Below are 14,253 nucleotides of genomic sequence, written 5' to 3'. Positions count from 1 at the left end.
CAGTGGTGCCCGCAGTCTAGTCTGGTTCTATTTATTATCTGGAAGCCCGAACGCAAAGTTGCTTACTTGAGGGCTTGGAACTAGTTGCTTGCTTGAAGGCTTGGAACTAGTTGCTTACATTAAAGGCACGGAGCTTATTGTTTATTGGAAAGGTTGGAGCTAGTTGTTACTTCAAGATGGAACTAGTTGCTTATTTGAAAGGTTGGAGCTGTTGCAACTTCAAGGATGGAACTAATTGCTTGCTTAAAAGGTTTGGACTATTACTTGAAGCCAATTCCTACTTAAACCGCTGATGCACGTTGCGCGCCACCCAGACGCCCGCAGCCCCAGCCTGCGCCAAGCCCCGCGTAATGCCAGCGCCGTCTCCGCCGCAGAACAAGCCGCGAATTTCGGTTTCGAAACTTTCGCTCAGCTTCGGACGTGCGGAATAGAACTTCGCTTCGACGCCGTAGAACAGCGTATGCTCGGCAGCGATCCCCGGCGTAACCTTCTCGAGCGCATGAATCATTTCGATCAAGCTTTTCATCGTATTGTACGGGAGGACAAGTCCCAGGTCGCCGGGAACGGCCTCGGCTAACGTCGGCTCAAGGAAGCCTTCGCGAATCCGGTCCGCAGTCGATCGGCGTCCGCGCATGATATCGCCGAATTTCTGAACGATGACGCCGCCGCTCGATAAATCGTTCGCATGTTTGCAAATTTCGCGCGCGTATTCGTTCGGTTTATCGAAAGGCTCCGTGAATTTATGCGAGACGAGCAGTGCGAAGTTCGTATTGCTGGACCCAAGTGCAGGGTCCTTGTACGAGTGGCCGTTGGCCGCCATGACGCCGCTGTGATTCTCAACGACAACATGCCCGGACGGGTTACTGCAGAAGGTCCGGACCCGCGTGCCCACGGATGTGTTGTAGATGAACTTCCCTTCGTACAGATGCTCGTTGATCTCGCGCATGACGACATCGGACGTTTCGACGCGCACGCCTACGTCGACTTGGTTGTTGTACATTTTGAGCCGGCGCTTCTTGAGGATCTGCGTCAGCCAAGCCGAACCGTCTCTGCCCGGCGCGAGCATGACGTGATCGCTATGAAGCTCGGTGCCGTCTTTCAGGCGGATGCCTTGGATGACGTGCTTATCTTCGCGTTTGATCGTCAGTATATCGTCAACCTCGGTTTTGAACTGCATGTCGATGCGGGTTTTCAAATATTCGTAAATAGATTTCAGAATCATCAGGTTTTGTTCGGTGCCCAAATGTCTCACTTGAGCACGAAGCAGCTTCAGTCCGGCTGCATAAGAGCGCTGCTCGATGCTTTTCACGGCTTCCGTCGTCGGGTCCGTTATCATCTCCGTGGCTCCATGCTCCAGATTAATTCGATCCACATACCGGATCAGGTCGAGAACTTTGCTCGGGGCCAAATAATCCGTCATCCAACCGCCGAATTCGGTTGTGATATTGAATTTGCCGTCGCTGTAAGCGCCGGCGCCGCCGAATCCAGCTGTAATCGAGCATGCCGGCAGGCAGCCTGAGAACTCTTTTTTACCTGCAGGCGGCGGGCATAGTTTAATTTTACTTTCCAGGATCGGACAGCTGCGATGATAAATATCATGGCCTTTGTCGACGAGCAAAACTTTAGCGTGAGGGTGAAGCAGTGTCATTTCATAACAGGCAAAAATACCGGCAGGTCCTGCACCGACAACGATAAAATCATAAGCGTTCATTGCGATCTCCTCTGGAACATTCATTTTTGGACGCAAAAAAACCTAGCCACACGGGTATGCGTAAACAAGTACCCGTCGTAGCTAGGAAGTTACGGCTTCCTCTAGAGACCCTTAAGCCAATTCTCAAGGATATACGAACGATCATGACGTATGTGGCTATTTCTTCTTGCCTTGAATATCATAATACGAACATTCGGAGTTGTCAATCAGATAATGTTCGCGAAATTAGATTTATAGCGGCAGGGATACCGTAAATACCGTTTCGCTTTCCGTGGAGCTGACGCGAACGGTTCCGCCGTACTTGTCCACGAGCTGTTTGACGATGCTCAGTCCCAAGCCCGCATGTGCGGCATCCTGCTTTTTGGTGGAGAAACCCGGCTCGAAAATGCGCTCAATCAAGTCGCCGGGAATCGGATCGCCGGCATTCCTGATGTGGAACACGAGCGCATGACCTTGCACTTGGCCTTCCAGGCGAACGAGTTTATCGCGATTCGGGTCCGATACGGAGACGGCATCGAACGCATTATCGATCAGATTGGAGATGATGCGGACCCAATCGGTGGCTTTCACCGTACTCAGCTGCACATCCTTCAAATTGGCGATTTCATGCTCGAATGTTATTTTGCGTTCGACAGCTTGGATGACCTTGGACTGAACGATGGCGCTGATGGCGGGCACATTGATCTGGATAATATCGTTCAGAGCGGTCGTTTCTCCGATGATTTCGGACGTGTACCGGCTCAATTCCTCGTATTGCTGCAGATGGACCAAGGAATGGATGGTCGCCACATGATTGTTGAAATCGTGCCGCTGCTCCTTCATGGAACGGAACAAGGAACCGATATGATCGACGTAGACCCCTTGTACACTTTCAGCCGCCGCTTCGCGATTCCGGTTCATGAAACGAACGCTGAGAATCACGAGGATGAAGGCGATGAGCGCGGTTGAACCGATCAAGAGCAGAAGATTCGTCTGCTGCCGCTTGATGGAATTGCGCACCTGCTCATAATCGGCTGTCAGGCCGATGACGACAGGGATGTCCAGCTGGAGCGGGATGAACATTTTGAGGTACGATTTGCCTTCGATCGTCGCCATCATTTGCTGGGTTTGCTTCGAAGCCAGCGCCGATTGAACGAATTGCCGATCCCGGGGGTCTTGCATCGTATAGGAGCCGAATAAAACTTCCCGGTCGGTGAACCAGGTGTACCCTTCCTTCTTGTACTGCTCCTGCTGTCCGAGAAATATCGGAGGGTTGAAGACGGCGATCTCTGTGGCGCCATGGTCGGTGTAGCCATGAATCATTTCGTCGATAACGGCATCTACGCCCGTTTCCCGCTGATAATCCCGGAAATAGGTATCGTGCACGTATGGATCGACAATATAATTCGTGCGGCCGTCATAGTAGTAACCCCATTTGTCTACGAATTTCGGGTCGGACATGGACGTATTCATCGGGCCTGACCAGTAATGGGGCAATGCCTGGCCGCTCAGGACGTTCGTCTCTTTGGTATCGAGCAGCTGATTGAAAGCTTTGAACCAGTCCCGGCTCCAGTTCTTCGTGCTCATGTTGATTTCTTTGGGTTCGGAGGATTTGTAGCCGATAATGTCGTCGCCGCTGCGTTTCATAAGTGTAATATGATCGATCATGAGCTCTTGACTAAGGTTAACGAGCTCCTCGTTGGTCACCTGCTCAATATCGGGATCGAGCTTATACTGAGCCGCTAATGCCGCTGTACGCAGATTTTGTCCTATCAAATTTTCCACATATCTCTCGCCTGTTTTGGAATGCTTGATGGATATGGCGACATTATTGGCTATCAGTCCCAGCTTGGTTTCCAGCTCGGTTGTCAGCATGCGTTTCGTATAATAGTAGAATACGCTGTCGGTAAGTAGTACAATAATGAGCGAAATCATAAGGATGAAGAGTGATGAGCGCAAGGGAATCTTTGGCTTGAGCTTGGGTTTACTTGTGGTGTTCATGGTGTCCTCCTAGAATGTTCAGCTTACTACAGCTATCATATTACAAATAAAGCAGCAATTGGGGTTGATTTCACTGATAAAGGGAGGCGTTTGTGTGAAAATGACGTTCTTGGGCTGCGGCGACGGCTTCAGTGTCGAGCAGGGACATAACAGCGCGCTGCTGGCGTTCGGCGGCACGAATCTGTGCATCGATTTTCCGGAATCGAATCATGGGGGGCTGCACCAGCTTGGTATGAAGCTGAATGAGGTGGAGCATATTTTCGTCACTCACTTGCATGAGGATCATGTGAACGGCCTGCAGAAGCTGGGGCTGTACCATCGGGTCTATCCCGGCAAGACGAAGCCCAGACTGTACGTGCCGACAGGGCTGCTAAGCGATCTATGGCAGATTATGCGCCATGGGCTGGAGCTGACTACGCGAGGGAAGCGGAGTCTGGAGGACTATTTCGACGTGGTGTGCGTGGAGGACTCGTTCGAAATCGCAGGGGAGCGCTTCGAGCTGGTTCGGACGCAGCATGTGCCGGACATGCTCAGCTACGGGCTGTTGTGCAGACCTTATTTCTACTTTAGCGGGGATACGCGCTTGGACGAGCCGTTTCTTCGTGAAATTGCCGGATCTGTACAAACGATTTTCCATGAGTGTCATATGCAGGACGATCAACTCCCGTCGCACACGTCATTGGACGAGCTGCTGACGCTGCCGGAGTCTATGCAGGAGAAGATGCTGCTGATGCATTATGTCGACGATTATGTGCAGCCGCAAGCGCGCGACCGGTTTCATGAAGGACGGAAGCTGCGCTTGGCGGAGCCTTTGCGGACGTATATGTTCTGAGGGATGAAACGATGTACCCAAGCTTCTCAAAAGCAGAGCCATCTGCTTTTGGGGAGCTTTCTTGGCTTGCGCGGCAGGAACAAAAATCGGCGGTCCGGTCCGCTATGCGTGCAGGTATGGTATTATGGTCGTAAATAAGCAGCATAATTCATAAACAAGGTGGTGCGCTGCATGTCGACTACACCGGTAAAAGTGTTAATCATTGACGATGAACTGCCGCTTCGGCAGGAGCTGAGGTCGATGCCATGGTCTTCCTTCGGGGCGGAGCTTGTGGGAGAAGCCGAGAATGGGGAGGAGGCTCTCGGGCTGTGCGAGTCCCTGAAGCCGAATCTCGTGATATCGGATATAACGATGCCGATTATGGACGGCTTGGAGCTTTTTCGAATTGTCAAAAAAAGAGATCCGCTGATCCAATTTGTGCTGCTAACTTGCCATAGCGATTTCCATTATGCCCAAGAAGCGTTAAAACTGGGAGCGTTAGACTATTTTACAAAGCTTTCGTTCGACGAAGGGGACATGAAAGCAGCGGTCGAGAAGGCACGGGAAGCGATCCGACGCGAGACCGATCTCAGACAATATGAACGGGAACGGAAGCGCCGGGACGCCTCCCAATCGTCCAAGGGGGAAGCGGGCGACAATAAGAAGATTCGGAAGGAAGTTCAGCTTGCGCAAAGATTGATCGAGACGAAGCTGGGAGAACCGATTACACTGACTTCAATCGCCGAGGAGGTGGGGCTGAGCTCGTACTATTTAAGCCGTCTGTTCCGGGAAGAAACCGGAGAATCCTTCAACGATTATGTGACCCGGCTGCGCATGGAGAAGGCTGTTCATCTGCTTCAGTCTACACCGCTGAAAGTGTACGAGGTAGCCGAGCAGGTGGGCATTCCGAGTTACCGCTATTTCTCGCAGCTGTTCCGCAATTGGACCGGCGTTGCGCCAACAGATTATAAAAAGGGCTGATGACAAATTGAAAGCGCTTATCTCATGGTTTGGCCGATGGAGCATGGTGGCCAAACATTTTCTATTCCTATCCATAGGTACGCTTGTGCTGTTAGGCGGGCTTGGCTGGATCAACTTGCGCGAAGCGGAGGATTTGTTCCGGAAGCAGGTCGTGTCGGATGCTCAAATCATCATTGACCGAACGAATTTGTATATGAATGCCTATTTGGATAATGTGCAAAATATTCTTATGCTCATCTCTACTCGGGATGATTTGCTGAACGAAGGGATGGAGAAGGAAGCTGCGGACGTGCTGCGCTCGTATGCGAATATGAACAGGACGCTGTATAAATCGATTTATTTGGTCCGGGCGGACGGCGGCGTCATATCCAATTCACAAACCACGTTCGAGATCGTAGGCAACCCCCAAATTCCGCTGCTGCTTGCCAAAGCCAAGCAAACTTACGGAATGTTCATCACAGAGCCGTACCAATCCCCGATGTCGGGGAAAACGGTGGCATTCGTTCTGCCCATTCCGTCCGGGTCAACGAAGTCGCTCAAAGGGATCGCCGTCGTGGAAATCGATCTCGTCCAGTTGACGAACCTGCTCGCTCAATTCATGAATACCAAAAATCAAACGTTCGCCATTATTACCAATAAACGAAACGTCGTCCACTCATTCGATTCCGGACTTCCTCTCAGCTCCTACCGGCTGCTGCCTTACAATACGTCCGTCTTCCCGCCGGAGCTGGATACCGGCTTCGTGGAGCAAATAGCGGAGCTGCCCCTTGGCGCATCAGAGATTGAAGGGCCGCAAGGCGATTTGGTTGCTGTGAAATCCGGATTGAATAATTTGGGCTGGCATTTCATCGCTTTCTATGAAAATAGCTTTTTCTATCAAAATATACGCAGCTTGTACCGAAATTTCAGCACGGCAGGCGTGTTCTGGATTTTCATCGTCCTGGCCAGCACCTATATGATCAGCCGTTACATTACACTGCCTGTCCGCACGTTGGTTGCGAAGATGGACCGGGTTCGCGATATGGAGGTGCTGCATAGCATCCACGCCACCGGGAACGACGAGATCGGCCGATTGGCGCGAAGCTACAATGCGATGATGGAGCGGATTCATCTGCTTATGCATGAGACGAAGGAAGCGGAGCGCCGCAAGAAGCAATTCGAGCTGAAGATGCTGCAAAGTCAGATCGCACCGCACTTTTTGTACAATACGCTCGCCTGCATCAGCTCTCTGGCCAAGCAGCACAAAATCGTCGAGGTGCGGGAAACGATCAAGGCGCTGGTCGGGCTGCTATCTTTCAGCTTCGATAAAAGTACGGAATTCGTTACGCTGGAGGACGAACTGGAAGGTTTGCGCATGTACGCCTATATTCAGAAGGTCCGCTATGGCGATAAGTTCACGATGGAGATCGATGCCGCACCGGAGACACTCTCCCAAACGATGCTGAAGTTAACGCTGCAGCCGTTAGTGGAGAATGCCATTTTCCACGGGCTGGTTCCGCTCAAGCGGACCGGAACGATTCGGATTCGGACCAAATGCGTAAAGGATAAGCTGGTTATTACGATCAGGGATAACGGACTGGGCATGAACCGGGAGCAGCTCGACAGCTTATTCACGGAGCGTCATAAGGCGCCGAGCAAGCACAGATTTACCGGAATCGGCATTATGAACGTGCACGAGCGAATCGGGCTCCATTTCGGAGCGGGGTACGGGTTATCGATTTTCTCTCTGCCGGAGGTCGGCACGATGATTCGAATTGAACTGCCGGCTGTGGAGCATGCAGGAAAAGAAGAATAAAGCGTTTGCAAAAATTCGAACATTTTTACTGGATCCCTGTATATTTTCCGCTGTAAGCGCTTGCTATACTAAAGTCAACCCGGTGGGAAGCAAGGGATCAGACGGAAAGAGGTGGTCGAATGGAACAGCAAATCGTAGTCGGACAGGAAACGAAAGCCGGGAGCAAGACCAAGGCATCCAGACTTAAATTATCCACCAAGCAGGTTTGGGCATTTCGGGCTTTTTATCTCATGCTGTTGCCCGGCGTTATCTACTATGTGATTTTCAAGTATATACCGATGTATGGCGTCATCATTGCGTTCAAGGATTTTCAAATTTTGGACGGCATTATGGGCAGCGGGTGGGCGGATCCATGGTACAAGCATTTCCAAACGTTTTTCAATTCGCCTTATTTCGGACAGCTGATGGTCAACACGTTCGTCATTAGCATTTACAAGCTGGTGTTCGGGATGGCCCCGCCGATCATTATGGCGCTGCTGCTCAATGAGTGCAGGCTGAAATGGTTTAAAACGGCGGTCCAAACGCTGACCTATATGCCGCATTTCTTATCGTGGGTTATTATTTACGGCATATTAATCGCTTTGCTGTCGCAAAACTCCGGGATCGTCAACCGCTGGATTGAAGATGCGGGAGGGCAGTCGATCGGCTTCATGACATCGATTGATTATTTCCGGACGATTCTGGTCAGCTCCGAGGTTTGGAAAGATCTCGGTTGGGGCGCAATCATTTATTTAGCGGCGATGACGGCGATCGATCCGACCTTGTACGAAGCGGCCCGTGTGGATGGCGCAAGCCGGCTGCGCATGATTTGGCATATTACACTGCCGGGCATTCGGAATGTCATTGTGCTGCTGCTGATTCTGAAGCTGGGCCATATCATGGATGCCGGTTTCGATCAGATCTATATTTTGTATAACATTCAAGTGTATCAAGTTGCGGATATTCTCGACACGTGGGTGTTCCGCACAGGTCTGCAGCAGCTGAACTTCTCGCTGGGGGCGGCCGTCGGATTGTTCAAATCGGTGATCGGACTCGTGCTGGTGCTCGGTTCCAATCATTTGTCCAAGAAATGGGGGGATGGGATATGGTAAGAGGCTGGGAGGACAGGATCGTCAATACGATCGTCGTTGTTGTCCTTGGACTGACGGCATTGGCGGCCATATTACCCCTGATGTATGTCGTGTCGGTATCCATCACGCCGTTCTCCGAGGTGCTCAAGAACGGTGGCTTTATTCTCATCCCTAAATCGATCACGTTCACTGCTTACCACAAGCTGTTCACTGAAACCAATATTCCCCGGGCGTTCTGGATCACGATTTTCATCACAGTCGTTGGTACAATCGTCAACCTGATATTGACTTCTCTAATGGCTTATCCGCTTAGCCGGCGCAATCTTCCGGGCAGAAGCTTCTTCCTTCTTATGGTCGTATTCACGATGCTGTTCAGCGGGGGGCTTATCCCGACGTACTTGATTGTCAAGTCATTAGGACTTCTCGATTCCGTGTGGTCTATGATTTTGCCGAATGCGATTTGGAGCTTTAACATTCTGATTATGAAGAGCTTCTTCGAGAACCTGCCGGAAGAGCTGTTCGAATCCGCTCGGATGGACGGCGCGAAGGAATTTCGGATTTTGTGGCAAATCGTGCTCCCGCTCTCGATTCCGTCGATGCTGACGATCGGCCTGTTCTATATGGTCGGCCATTGGAATGAGTTTTTCCAAGCGATCATGTATGTGACAGACCGTAATTTGTTCCCGTTGCAGGTCATTATTCGCGAAATTCTTATGTTGACCCAACAACCGCTGGAAAATGCAGAAAATATGCTGCCAACCGAAACGATGCAGATGGCATCCGTCGTTGCGGCCAGCTTGCCGATCATTCTCGTGTATCCGTTCATTCAAAAGCATTTCACCAAAGGCATGCTGATGGGCTCTGTCAAAGGTTGACCCCGGCTGCGGAATTCGTCAGGACTGCAGCCTGGTTCGTTCCGCTCTCGGCGACAATAGAAGCAACTTTCATTATCCACAGAAAGAAGGGGTATCAATGAAAAAGAAATTGCTCGTACCAATTCTTCTCGCCATGACATTCGCCGGCGGCACCTTGATTGCCGGATGCGGCGGAACGCCTGCGGCCGACAAGCCGGCTGACAAAGCAGCGGAAAGCAGCAAACCGGCGGCCAGTACCAAGCCTGTCAAGCTCGACATTATCGAAACCGGCAATGGCTTGCCGTCTCCGGATCAGGATATTATTAAGCAGGAGCTGGATAAAGCGCTCAATACGGATCTGAATTTGACTGTATACGCATCCGGCGATGATTACAAAAATCAGCTTAATGTGCGGATGTCTTCTGCCAATTTCCCTGATTTATTCGCTGTAGACCGCCAGCAATTGAAACAGTTCTCCGAGCAAGGATTGCTGCTCGATCTTACGCCTTACTTGGATAAATTGAAACCGGTGCAGGATTTCATCGGGGCTGACAGCTTGAAGAAAGGGATGCTGAACGGCAAAACATACGCCATCGCCAAATCCCCGCAGGTTCCTTACAATACGTATTGGATCCGCCAGGATTGGCTCGATAAGCTGAACTTGAAAATTCCTACGACACCGGAGGAACTGCTGGAGGTTTCGAAAGCATTCACAGAGAAAGATCCTGACGGTAACGGCAAGAAAGATACGTATGGCCTTACAGGCGGTAAGCTCAGCGCATTTGACACCGTATTCGGAGCTTATGGCGTCGGGATGGACGGCGGCACGCCAACCGTATATGTCAAAGATAATAAAGTCGTCAATTCCTTGTATGACCCAGGGATGAAGGATGCGCTTGCGTTCGTGCAGAAAATGATCGCTTCCGGCTCGGTGGATCCTGAGCTTCTAGCCAACACGGGTCTTCAGCATCAGCAGAAGGCGATCAAAGGACAGGCGGGTATCGTCTATTTGGATTGGCCGAATGTGACGAAAGATCAATTCGTCGAGCAGATTAAAGCAGTGAATCCGAATGCCAAATGGGTGCAGGTCGATGCGATTAAAGGACCTGGCGGCAAATATGCCAGCGCCTACGATATTGGCCGGGCGGCTGCGCTATATGCCATTCCGAAGTCGCTCGAGAAAAATCCGGAGAAGCTGCAAAAGGTTATCGATTTGCTCAACTATGTGTCCTCCAAGGATGGCTCCTTGCTGGTGCAGTATGGCGTGAAAGGCAAGCACTATAATCTCGATGGCAATAAAGTGGTTCCGACCGATTTGATGGGCAAAGAAGGCGGATATTTCTGGCTGTATCAGTTCGCCGGCCGTCCGGAAATGGAATATTTGACAGTGAAATTCGGGCCTCAAGCTAAATTTATGGAATTCGCGAGTAAGCAGCCGCATATCGACGGTTTGGCAGGCTTTGTTGATTTGCCGAATGGGTATAACGCTGCCGATGCAGGCCGGTATATTGAGGAGGAGTTCTCTAAATTCATCTATGGCAAACGTCCGCTCAGCGAGTATGACGCTTTCCTCAAAACGCTGGAAGGATCAATGAACTATAAAGCTTATTTGGATGCGGCGGAGAAACGAGTGAAAGAACTCGGATATGTGAAGTAACGGGACGGAAGGAAGGAGCTTGTGCTTCCTTCCCCCTTTTAAACAACTATTTACACGTGTAAATTAAACGGGTATGATGGGATTACATCATAAACTTTATAAAAGGAGCGATTGACCATGACGCAACAAACCTTAGATATTGCCGCATTAACGAAACAATTTCACGAGGATGGGTATCTCATTCTGCGAAACGTATTATCCCAGGAGAAAGTGGACCGGCTGAACGCAGCCATCGACCGAATCGTAGCTGAGGAGCCGGAAACGCTGGCTTACAATATCTATAACAGTGTGGAACGCGACGATGAAATTGCTTCACTCATCGACGAACCGACGCTGCTGCCGCTGATGGTGAATTTGCTGGGTTATAACATTCAACTGCATATCTCGCATTTAACGATTCGGAAGCCGAATCCGAACGATGTGAAGACCGAGTCGCAGAGCTTCATCAACTGGCACCAGGACGGCCCGCACCCGCAATTCCCTAAGCAGAACGGCATTACCTCTACGTACTACATCAAGACTTGCTACATTTTGAGTGATATGTCGCAGCCGGACCGCGGCAATACCAAAGTGATCCCGGGCTCGCATAACAAGCCGTTTCAACCGGAGAGCCAGGACGTTCGGGGCAAGGTGGAAGGCGAGGTTCAAGTATGCGGCAAGCCTGGCGACGTGTTCATTTTCCCGCAAAATCTGTGGCATGCCGGAGCGCCTAACCATTCCGACTTCACGCGCCGCCAACTGTTCCTGGGCTACAGTCCGATCTGGATGAGACCGATCGATTACCGCACCGCATCCGACAGGCTGCTGGCGACTGCATCCCCCTACCGGAAGCAATTGCTGGGTGTTATCGACGATAATCCGTTCAAGTATTATGTTCCGCAGGAATCTATGGTACCATTGAAGGAGCTATATATTCATGACGCTGGACAAAGTGTTTACAAATAACCATGTTGGAGGGGAACGCCTTGCAAGGAGCCAAGCTGGAAGGCAAGATTGCGCTTGTCACCGGAGCTTCCCGCGGACTGGGACGCCATATCGCAGCTGCGCTTGCGGCAGCGGGAGCTCAGGTGGCCGTCAACTATGCGAACAGCATCCAGGATGCGGAGGAAACGGTGCGTATGATCACCGCTGCGGGGGGCACTGCCGCCGCGTTCCGCGCGAACGTCACGAATGAGGCGGAAGTGGCGGAGCTCGTATCGCGTGTGGAGCGGCATTTCGGCAGCCATATCGATATTCTCGTCAATAATGCGACAGGGCCGCAGCCGATGGTATCCATTGAGGAGAGCACCTGGCAAACGTACATGGATCAGCTGGAGTTTTTCGTGAAGGCGCCTTTGCTGCTGACCCAAGCGGTGCTGCCGGGTATGAAGCTTGCGGGAGCGGGAAGTATTATTAACATCGGAAGCGAAGTCGTGCAGATCGGCAACGCCAACTTCTCCAGCTATGTAACTGCTAAGTCCTCGATGGTGGGGATGACGCGTTCCTGGGCCAGCGAATTGGGGCCGCACGGCATCCGCGTCAATCTGATCGCTCCCGGATGGATTCCCGTTGAGCGGCATGCCGGGGCCAACACGGACGGCTACCGCGCAGGCGTGCCGCTGGGGCGGGTCGGAGAGCCGGCGGATATCGCGGCAGCCGTCGTATTCATGGCATCGCCGGAATCGGCCTTTATTACCGGACAATGTCTATCCGTGAACGGAGGCAACACGTTCGGCATTTGATTAATCCTGTTAGGGTGAAGAAGCATGGTAAGCAGGAAAGACGTAGCCGACCGCGCAGGGGTTTCCTCCGCGGTCGTCTCCTATGTATTGAACAATCGGAAGATTGTGAAGGAAGAGACGCGCCAGAAAGTGTTGGAAGCCGTGCGTGAGCTGGGCTACCAGCCGAATCTGCTGGCGCAGAGTTTGAAAACGAAAAAGTCGCGGCAGATCGCCGTCTTGATTAACTATCTCGGCAATCCGTTCGAGGCCGGTCTTCTCATTAGTATCGAACAACAGGCGAAAGACCGGGGCTATTTCGTTTTCTTCCAAACGTACAGCCAAGAGGAAGAGGAGCAGCTGAAGAGCTTGTTCATGGGACGGGTGGACGGAATCCTGCTGCTGGGCCAGTCCTTGCAGCCGCAGTTGGTGGACCACTTCCGGTCGCTGGGTATTCCGGTCGCATCCGTTCTGAAGCCGGATGGGGGAGAACCGCAGATTCCTCATATCGATTTGGACTGGGAAGCGGAGATGGTGAAGCTTGTCCGTCATTTGCAGCAGCAGGGCCACACGCGGATCGGCTTCATGGGCGGCGGAAAGAAGGCGCAGCATTATGGCGTCCGCTGGCAGGCGTTCCTTCATGCGTTGAAGGAAATGGGCTGCGAGTGGCACGCAGAGGATCTGCTGGTTGGCGGCGGCAAGTTTGAGCTGGCCGAACGAGCGCTGACTTCGGCATGGAGCAGCGGCTCGGCCAGATTCAGTGCGCTGGTGTGCGCCAACGATTTGATGGCGGCCGGCTGTCTGGCGGCTTGCCGCGAAGCGGGCGTGCAGGTTCCCGGGCAGCTTGCCATTGCCGGGTGCGAGAACATCCTGATGTCGTCTCAGACTGATCCGCCGCTCACGGTCATTCATTATCCCCGTCCGCAGATGGGGGAAGCCGCCATGAAAATGCTGCTGGACACGATCGAAGGACAAGGGATTCAGCAGCCGTTATTCGCGGGTGAATTGATTGTTCGGGGTTCTACGCAAGGATGAGATAGGCTTGGCTCCGCAAGCTAAATAGGATCATGCGAAAAACCGGCCGAGGCCGGTTTTTTTGTTTTGGGTAAGCGAAGCTTACCCGCGGAGGGGGCTTAGACCGATCGGCTATCAGCTCAGCAATACCGCTAGATCCCCGTGTTCGCACAAACCCCCCGTCTCACCCGCAGCAGCTCCCAAGCGATAATGTATATGATTTTTCGGACGATGTGCTTTCTTTTTATTCAATTTCACCTGGTGCTTGTCGCGGATGCATTTCGCCAGCAGCTTGTATCCATAGACGTGTTCCTCGCCTTCAACGAGCTCAAGCAGCCACTCGTTAATTTGCTCATCGCTAACTTTCTCACCTGTTACTGTAAAAGAGTAGCCTGGAACAGGGCGTCCCCGGCGGTGACATTCTGTTGGATGTTCGGTCTGCCTACAAGTCGCTCTTTTCTTACGTTCGTAGTATGTTGACTCCGATAACCCAAGGATGCGCAGTACAACTGCTGCTGGCTCACCCCGCTTAATGAATGGGTCTGCTACTTCAAATTTTTCTGATAAGCGGGGTTTTTCTTTTTTAATAGTTCTCGGAGGATTTCTATTTCGAGTTCTTTCTCACCAAGAACCTTAACCGCTTTTTCATAGCGCTCCTCCACCTCCTGCAGTCGCCGTGTCAC

At 51.8% G+C, this 14,253-nt stretch carries 12 protein-coding genes and 1 riboswitch; of the genes, 9 read left to right on the top strand and 3 right to left on the bottom strand.

The window, feature by feature from the left end; all coding sequences use genetic code 11:
• Positions 1-277: 277 nt before the first annotated feature.
• Both PUT07_RS21915 and PUT07_RS21910 read right to left on the bottom strand, forming a co-directional pair.
• Positions 278-1,711 (bottom strand): NAD(P)/FAD-dependent oxidoreductase, encoded by a 1,434-nt coding sequence (locus PUT07_RS21915; protein WP_274470581.1) that lies wholly within the window; start codon positions 1,709-1,711, stop codon positions 278-280.
• A 58-nt stretch (positions 1,712-1,769) separates the two neighbouring features.
• A riboswitch (purine riboswitch) is annotated at positions 1,770-1,868 on the bottom strand.
• A 74-nt stretch (positions 1,869-1,942) separates the two neighbouring features.
• Positions 1,943-3,691, bottom strand: a complete 1,749-nt coding sequence (locus PUT07_RS21910; protein ID WP_274470579.1) for a sensor histidine kinase — start codon at positions 3,689-3,691, stop codon at positions 1,943-1,945.
• Positions 3,692-3,791: 100 nt separating this feature from the next.
• Between PUT07_RS21910 and PUT07_RS21905 the strand changes: the two genes are divergently transcribed.
• The 9 genes from PUT07_RS21905 (at position 3,792) to PUT07_RS21865 (ending at position 13,591) form a co-directional block, all read left to right on the top strand.
• Positions 3,792-4,523 carry an MBL fold metallo-hydrolase gene (locus PUT07_RS21905; RefSeq protein WP_274470929.1) on the top strand — a complete coding sequence of 244 codons (732 nt, stop codon included), beginning with the start codon at positions 3,792-3,794 and terminating at the stop codon, positions 4,521-4,523.
• 171 nt (positions 4,524-4,694) lie between these two features.
• Entirely contained in the window at positions 4,695-5,483 is a 789-nt protein-coding gene (locus tag PUT07_RS21900) for a response regulator transcription factor (protein WP_274470578.1), read from the top strand.
• 43 nt (positions 5,484-5,526) lie between these two features.
• A complete protein-coding gene (locus tag PUT07_RS21895) occupies positions 5,527-7,278 on the top strand; it encodes a sensor histidine kinase (RefSeq protein ID WP_274470576.1) in 1,752 nt (583 codons plus the stop codon).
• A 230-nt stretch (positions 7,279-7,508) separates the two neighbouring features.
• Positions 7,509-8,369 carry an ABC transporter permease gene (locus tag PUT07_RS21890; RefSeq protein ID WP_379240391.1) on the top strand — a complete coding sequence of 287 codons (861 nt, stop codon included), beginning with the start codon at positions 7,509-7,511 and terminating at the stop codon, positions 8,367-8,369.
• Positions 8,363-9,223 carry a carbohydrate ABC transporter permease gene (locus tag PUT07_RS21885; RefSeq protein WP_274470574.1) on the top strand — a complete coding sequence of 287 codons (861 nt, stop codon included), beginning with the start codon at positions 8,363-8,365 and terminating at the stop codon, positions 9,221-9,223. Before PUT07_RS21890 ends, PUT07_RS21885 begins: the two co-directional genes overlap by 7 nt.
• 97 nt (positions 9,224-9,320) lie before the next feature.
• Entirely contained in the window at positions 9,321-10,859 is a 1,539-nt protein-coding gene (locus tag PUT07_RS21880) for an extracellular solute-binding protein (protein WP_274470572.1), read from the top strand.
• A gap of 117 nt (positions 10,860-10,976) precedes the next feature.
• Entirely contained in the window at positions 10,977-11,804 is an 828-nt protein-coding gene (locus PUT07_RS21875; protein ID WP_274470571.1) for a phytanoyl-CoA dioxygenase family protein, read from the top strand.
• A 20-nt stretch (positions 11,805-11,824) separates the two neighbouring features.
• Entirely contained in the window at positions 11,825-12,580 is a 756-nt protein-coding gene (locus PUT07_RS21870) for an SDR family oxidoreductase (protein WP_274470570.1), read from the top strand.
• A 24-nt stretch (positions 12,581-12,604) separates the two neighbouring features.
• Entirely contained in the window at positions 12,605-13,591 is a 987-nt protein-coding gene (locus PUT07_RS21865; RefSeq protein WP_274470568.1) for a LacI family DNA-binding transcriptional regulator, read from the top strand.
• Between the two features lie 524 nt (positions 13,592-14,115).
• Here PUT07_RS21865 and PUT07_RS21860 read toward each other — a convergent pair.
• Positions 14,116-14,253, bottom strand: coding sequence for a hypothetical protein (locus PUT07_RS21860; RefSeq protein WP_274470567.1), 138 nt, complete (start codon positions 14,251-14,253; stop codon positions 14,116-14,118).

This window comes from Paenibacillus sp. MAHUQ-63 (assembly GCF_028765165.1).
Classification (GTDB): domain Bacteria; phylum Bacillota; class Bacilli; order Paenibacillales; family NBRC-103111; genus Paenibacillus_E.
This window is presented reverse-complemented; position numbering and strand designations above follow the sequence as displayed.

What these genes read in the sequence shown, in the direction of transcription:
- PUT07_RS21865 (WP_274470568.1), top strand. Translation starts at nt 12,605, where the DNA reads ATGGTAAGCAGGAAAGACGTAGCCGACCGCGCAGGGGTTTCCTCCGCG.
- PUT07_RS21905 (WP_274470929.1), top strand. Translation starts at nt 3,792, where the DNA reads ATGACGTTCTTGGGCTGCGGCGACGGCTTCAGTGTCGAGCAGGGACAT.
- PUT07_RS21900 (WP_274470578.1), top strand. Translation starts at nt 4,695, where the DNA reads ATGTCGACTACACCGGTAAAAGTGTTAATCATTGACGATGAACTGCCG.
- PUT07_RS21915 (WP_274470581.1), bottom strand. Translation starts at nt 1,711, where the DNA reads ATGAACGCTTATGATTTTATCGTTGTCGGTGCAGGACCTGCCGGTATT.
- PUT07_RS21880 (WP_274470572.1), top strand. Translation starts at nt 9,321, where the DNA reads ATGAAAAAGAAATTGCTCGTACCAATTCTTCTCGCCATGACATTCGCC.
- PUT07_RS21875 (WP_274470571.1), top strand. Translation starts at nt 10,977, where the DNA reads ATGACGCAACAAACCTTAGATATTGCCGCATTAACGAAACAATTTCAC.
- PUT07_RS21885 (WP_274470574.1), top strand. Translation starts at nt 8,363, where the DNA reads ATGGTAAGAGGCTGGGAGGACAGGATCGTCAATACGATCGTCGTTGTT.
- PUT07_RS21890 (WP_379240391.1), top strand. Translation starts at nt 7,509, where the DNA reads ATGCTGTTGCCCGGCGTTATCTACTATGTGATTTTCAAGTATATACCG.
- PUT07_RS21895 (WP_274470576.1), top strand. Translation starts at nt 5,527, where the DNA reads ATGGTGGCCAAACATTTTCTATTCCTATCCATAGGTACGCTTGTGCTG.
- PUT07_RS21910 (WP_274470579.1), bottom strand. Translation starts at nt 3,691, where the DNA reads ATGAACACCACAAGTAAACCCAAGCTCAAGCCAAAGATTCCCTTGCGC.